The organism is Mesorhizobium sp. M1E.F.Ca.ET.041.01.1.1, from assembly GCF_003997355.1.
Lineage (GTDB): Bacteria > Pseudomonadota > Alphaproteobacteria > Rhizobiales > Rhizobiaceae > Mesorhizobium.
On record NZ_RZSL01000465.1, the window covers coordinates 1 to 5,005 of the forward strand.

Sequence of the window (5,005 nt, forward strand, 5' to 3'; positions counted from 1 at the left end):
GGCGGCCTTGACCGGCTCGAGCCCGTCGGCCAGCGCACGGCCCCAGCCGACGTCGCCGACCGGCGAGGGGACCACAAGCACGATGCCCAGCGGTTCGTCGGCGGCAAGCGCGCGGCTGCCCACCGCGGCGACGAGCCCGGTAGCGGCAGCGCCCTTCATCAATGTTCTGCGGGTAAGATTTGTCAGCATGTCGGTTCCCCTTGCTTTTGGTTTTGGCTTCTAGAATTCCACGGTCGCGAGCGCCGCCTCGGCTTGCGCGAACAGCCTGGCCTCGTCGAGCCCCGGGAATTCTCCCTTGGCCCAGACGATGCGGCCGTTGATCATCGTCATGTCGGTCGGCGTGCCGATGCCCACCTTGGCCAGCAGGCTCAGCGGATCATGCCGCGTGCCGACATAGTCCATGCGCCGCGTGTCGATGGCGAACAGGTCGGCGGCCATGCCGGGCGCCAGCCTGCCGATGTCGCCGCGCCCGAGCAGCGCCGCGCCCCCGGTCGTCGCATAGCCGAGAAAATCGGCCGGCGGCGGCACCGGATGGTCGCGCGTCGACGCCGCCAGACATTGCAGCATGTAGGCGGAATGGATGCAGTGCATCAGGTTGGAATTGTCGTTCGAGGCGGCGCCGTCGCAGCCCAGTCCGACACTGAGCCCGAGGGCCGACATCGCCGGTATGTCGGTGATCTCGGCGCCGACGAGATAGACCGGCTCAGGGCAATGCGAGACGCCGGTGCCGCTCGCCGCCATCTTGCGCAACTCGTCGTGGGTCAGCTCCCAGCAATGGGCATAGAAGGCATCCGACCCGCAGAAGCCTATCTCCGCGCAATAGTCCACGGTGCGCAGGCCATGGCGGGCCTGCATGACCGGGCTTTCGCCCTCGCCGACATGGGTATGCATGCGCACCTTGCGGTCGCGCGCCAGCGCCACCGATTCCACGAATGTCTCGCGATAGCAGTTGACCGGCTGGCAGGGCGCGACGACGACCTGGCGCATGCCGAAGCGACCGGCATCATGGTAGGCGTCGATCAGCCGGGCGCAGTCGGCGATGAACTCGTCCGTCGTTTCCAGCATGGCGTCGGGGATGGTCGAGCCTTCCGATTTCGGCAGCGTGTTGCCGCCACGTCCGGCATGGAAGCGCATGCCGAGCAGTTCGGCCGCCTCGAACTGCCGGTCGATCAGCCTTTTGCCGGCATGCCGCGGAAAGCAGTACTGATGGTCGAACGCCGTCGTGCAGCCGTGCTTTATCAACTCTGCCATGGCCGTGACCGATGCGTGATAGAAGCACTCCTCGGTCAGCCGCGAGAAGATGGGATAGATGCGGTCGAGCCATTCGATGACCGACAGCTTCGTCCAGTCCAGATCGGCGCGGTTGCGCACGAAGCACTGAAAGAAGTGGTGATGGGTGTTGACGAGGCCGGGATAGACGAACCAGCCGGCAGCATCCTGCGCGACGGTCCCGACAGGCATCTCCCCGTTGTCGAGGCCTTCGCCGATGGCCCGTATCGCCGGGCCGTCAGTCAACACATCGACATTGCGACGGACGCGCGGACCGTTGCCATCGTCCACGATGACCGCAGCGCAGTTCTTCAACAGATAGCCCGCCACGTCAGGTCTCGCCTGGGACGGGCTCGGGTCTGAGCTCGTGCAGCCGGTGGATGCCGGGCATCTCGATGAAGCCGTCGAGACCGCGGATCGCCCGCGACCACAGCCGGATCACGGGATAGGGATCGAGCGAGACGCCGCCGTCCGGCGCCAGCGCCACATAGGGAAAGCAGGCGATGTCGGCGACACTCGGCCGGTCCGACGCGAGGAAGCGCTGGCCGCGGATATGCTGTTCGACGAGGCCGGCTTCCAGCTCCCGCAGGGCCGTTGTCCCCTGTCCCTGAAGGACATCGATATTGCCCGGACGCAGCAGCATCTCATGCAGGCGCGCCGCCCCCAGGCTGGCGGTCAGCCGATGCGAGAAGGAAAGCCATTGCTGGACGCGCGCCGCCTCTGCGGCCGTATCGTTGCCCAGCCATTGCGGTGCCGCCTTCGCGGCGAGGTAGACCAGCATGGCCGAGGATTCGGTCAGCACGAGGTCGCCATCCTCCAGGATCGGGATCGAACCCGCCGGGTTAAGCGCCATAAGTTCGGGACCGCGATGCTCGGCACCGGGATGGAAGTCGACGGGCCGGATGTCGAGCTTCACCCCGGCCAGCGCAGCCATCAGGCGCGCCTTGTAGCAGCTCGGCGACAGCACGTAGTCGTAGAGCTTCATTGCGCCACCAGTTGCGCGCCGTAGGTGTAGCCATGGCGTTTCAGCCAGCGCCGGTAGGCAACCGACGTCAGGTCGGCTCGCGTGGGAATCTCCATGCCGGGATCGAGCGGCAGCAGCCCCGGAATCTGGTTTTCAAGGATCGACCGGTCCTGGACGAAGATCGTCTGCTGGAAATGGATCAGGTCTGTCATCGGCGTCTCGTCGTCGAACAGCGCCATCCATGGCCACACGTCGCACAGGTCTTCGGCAAGAGGCTGCACGAAAAGCGTGATGACGTCCCATTCGCCCGGGCGCGGCGGACAGGTCTTGTAGAGGATCGAGCAGGTCGGCGCGGGCACGCGATACATGTATTCCGTGGTTATGCCGCCTTGCGCCGACTTGGCGGCCTGCGGCTGGTAGAACTTAACCTGGGTCGCCCAAACCTCGTCCTCGTCCTCGCGGATCTCGACCTTGTAGCTCTGGACCTCCGTATGCGGTTCGGCCCCCAATATGTCGGTATGGACGAACGGAAAATGCGCAATGTCCAGGAAGTTCTCGACCGCGCGCAACGGCGAGCAACGCACGCGCACCACCCCGACATCGACAAGCCGGCGGCCGGGCTGATCGGCCTCGGGGATCGCAAACAGCGCCTTATGCGGATCACCGGGCGACGCCCAGACATGGCCATAGCGCACGCAGACCGGCAGGGCGCGTCCGTTGCCCCCTGTGACCATGGCGTTGCCGTCGTCGCCGAGCCGCACTTCGATCGGTTCGCCCATGAGGGCCGTCTTGCGCCCCTGCGCATCGAGCTGGCTGGCGAGGCCGACCGGATACCATTCGTCGATCATCGCATTGCGGGTCATTGGACGGCCCTGCCGCGCCGAATGCCCTCGGCCGCCCGCCGCAGCGTTTCGGCGGCCCGCGACGCGGCGATCCGCTCGGTCGGATTGGCGTCCTCGCCCACCAGAACATGCATGAGCGTCCGCGCTTCCCCTTCGGGGGCAAGCAGCAGCCGCAGCGTCCGGCCATCGTGGGTATGGTCGAGCAGGCCGTCGTTGGCCTTCGCGCCCGCGGCCGCCTCCAGCGCCGCGATGTCCGCCTCCACCATCATGGAGCGCAGCGGGGTAAGGCCGTCGAGCCGCGGCGGCGGGGCAGCGGCTTCGCCGACGGAAATCCATATGAGCCCACCGCTGTCCTCGACGGCCTGGGTCGCTACGCGAATTGTCTCCGGCGGCGCCAGCCCCGGATGGGCCGGAATGCGCAGGCAGTTTCCCGCCTGGGCATAGCTCCAGCCGTGATAGATGCAGGACAGGGCCTCGCCGCGCACGAAGCCATGGGAAAGCCGCATGCCGCGATGAGGGCATCTATCGGCGAAGGCCGCCGCACGGCCGGAGCGGCTTCGCCAAAGGGCAATCGGTCCGACTGGGGATTGCGCTGGCATCACGGTTCCCGCCGGCAAGTCCGCGGAGAGGGCAACAGGCATCCATGAGCCGGTCGGATAAGGCGGCATGCATCAACTTTCAAACAACACCAGCATCTTCCCGAGCGCAGCTTCGCGGTCAAGGATATGCTAATAGGCCCGGGTTACGTTTGCACAACATTTCCTCACTGGCAATAATGCCCAAAAAAGGGGCATTCACGTCTCCCCGGCAAGGCCAGCGAGCTTCAAACCCTAGCCCGATTCGCTCTCGATCGGCGCCCGGCGGATGGCCTCGACCCAGACATCGATTGGTCCAAGAGAGCACCCCATCTCCATCATGTCGATGAGCTCGGCCGGACCGGTAATGTCGAGTTCGATGCGGTCGGGACCGGCAACGCATAATGCCTGCGCGAGCCCGAGCTTGGCGGCATGACGCTCGATCCACGGAAGGAAGGATGCCGCCTCGACATCGCCGAGGATCGTCATGTGCTCCCGCCAGGAGTATCGATTTTGCTCGCTCATAGAAACCCTCGGCAATGAAACAGAATATATCTATCTATCTGCATTGTGCTCAATCGCTGAAGCACCTGACCAAGCGCCGTGAACAGCATCCTGGTCCTTTTAGAGGACACTCCCTCTTCCGGATGCGCTCGCAACTATGCCTTCCGTCTCGCGCGCGAAACAGGAGCCGAGGTCGCGGGATTGGCGGGCATTGATCTTAGCTACATCGACGCTCGGATGATGAAGGTTCGCGAATTGTTCAACCGGGACCTTGGGATTGATCTGCCCTTGGTGGCGGCGAAGGAACGCCCTCGGACCCCGTTGTGTTGGAACAGGTGAACAAGTCGCTACAGTCGAACAAGCGATACGCTTGTCACGCTGCTCACGTCATCCCTTTTCCCAGCGACCTTTGTTCCGGAGGATAAACTCATCGGCCGTTGTTGGCTGATGACCGGTCATCCTAAGCACGCCATCGGTCACGCGGTCCTCACTTCCCTGCTCGATGTTTGCGTCCATCGCGGCGAGCACTTTCGCATAGGCTTCGTCCAGCCCGCCTCGCCGATAACGCTCGGTGAGCAACTCGACGCTCAGACTTACATGCTCGATCTTGCGCCCGAGTGCCTTGGTGAGCTTGGCCGCTATGTCGGCATAGGACAATGCCTCCGGCCCGGTCAGAATGAAGTCCGTATTCCATGATTTTTTTGCAAGGAGCGCTTCAACTGCCGCGTCGGCGATATCGCCCACGTCAATGAAGCCGACCTTCCCGGCACCGGTCGCAGAATATATCGCACTCTCGTCCCTGATTGTTGCGAGATGCTGTTGTTCCGAGAAGTTCTGCATGAACCAGGTGG

6 protein-coding genes and 1 pseudogene are annotated in these 5,005 nt (G+C 64.3%); all 7 read right to left on the bottom strand.

The window, feature by feature from the left end:
• Positions 1-186 (bottom strand): twin-arginine translocation signal domain-containing protein (locus tag EOA38_RS27860; RefSeq protein ID WP_189434959.1); only part of this gene is annotated, 186 nt, incomplete at its 3' end.
• Positions 187-219: 33 nt separating this feature from the next.
• Positions 220-1,599, bottom strand: coding sequence for an amidohydrolase (locus EOA38_RS27865; protein ID WP_127300730.1), 1,380 nt, complete (start codon positions 1,597-1,599; stop codon positions 220-222).
• Position 1,600: 1 nt separating this feature from the next.
• On the bottom strand, positions 1,601-2,254 hold the full coding sequence (locus EOA38_RS27870) for a glutathione S-transferase family protein (RefSeq protein WP_126090772.1): 654 nt from the start codon (positions 2,252-2,254) through the stop codon (positions 1,601-1,603).
• Entirely contained in the window at positions 2,251-3,096 is an 846-nt protein-coding gene (locus tag EOA38_RS27875; protein ID WP_127300731.1) for an aromatic ring-hydroxylating dioxygenase subunit alpha, read from the bottom strand. The genes EOA38_RS27870 and EOA38_RS27875 overlap by 4 nt, the downstream gene beginning before the upstream one ends.
• A complete protein-coding gene (locus EOA38_RS27880) occupies positions 3,093-3,743 on the bottom strand; it encodes a Rieske (2Fe-2S) protein (RefSeq protein ID WP_127300732.1) in 651 nt (216 codons plus the stop codon). Before EOA38_RS27880 ends, EOA38_RS27875 begins: the two co-directional genes overlap by 4 nt.
• Positions 3,744-3,905: 162 nt before the next feature.
• Positions 3,906-4,175, bottom strand: coding sequence for an acylphosphatase (locus EOA38_RS27885; RefSeq protein ID WP_127300733.1), 270 nt, complete (start codon positions 4,173-4,175; stop codon positions 3,906-3,908).
• Positions 4,176-4,541: 366 nt separating this feature from the next.
• Positions 4,542-5,005, bottom strand: a pseudogene (locus EOA38_RS27890) (NmrA family NAD(P)-binding protein); the annotation flags it as partial.

What these genes read in the sequence shown, in the direction of transcription:
- EOA38_RS27870 (WP_126090772.1), bottom strand. Translation starts at nt 2,254, where the DNA reads ATGAAGCTCTACGACTACGTGCTGTCGCCGAGCTGCTACAAGGCGCGC.
- EOA38_RS27875 (WP_127300731.1), bottom strand. Translation starts at nt 3,096, where the DNA reads ATGACCCGCAATGCGATGATCGACGAATGGTATCCGGTCGGCCTCGCC.
- EOA38_RS27880 (WP_127300732.1), bottom strand. Translation starts at nt 3,743, where the DNA reads ATGCCGCCTTATCCGACCGGCTCATGGATGCCTGTTGCCCTCTCCGCG.
- EOA38_RS27885 (WP_127300733.1), bottom strand. Translation starts at nt 4,175, where the DNA reads ATGAGCGAGCAAAATCGATACTCCTGGCGGGAGCACATGACGATCCTC.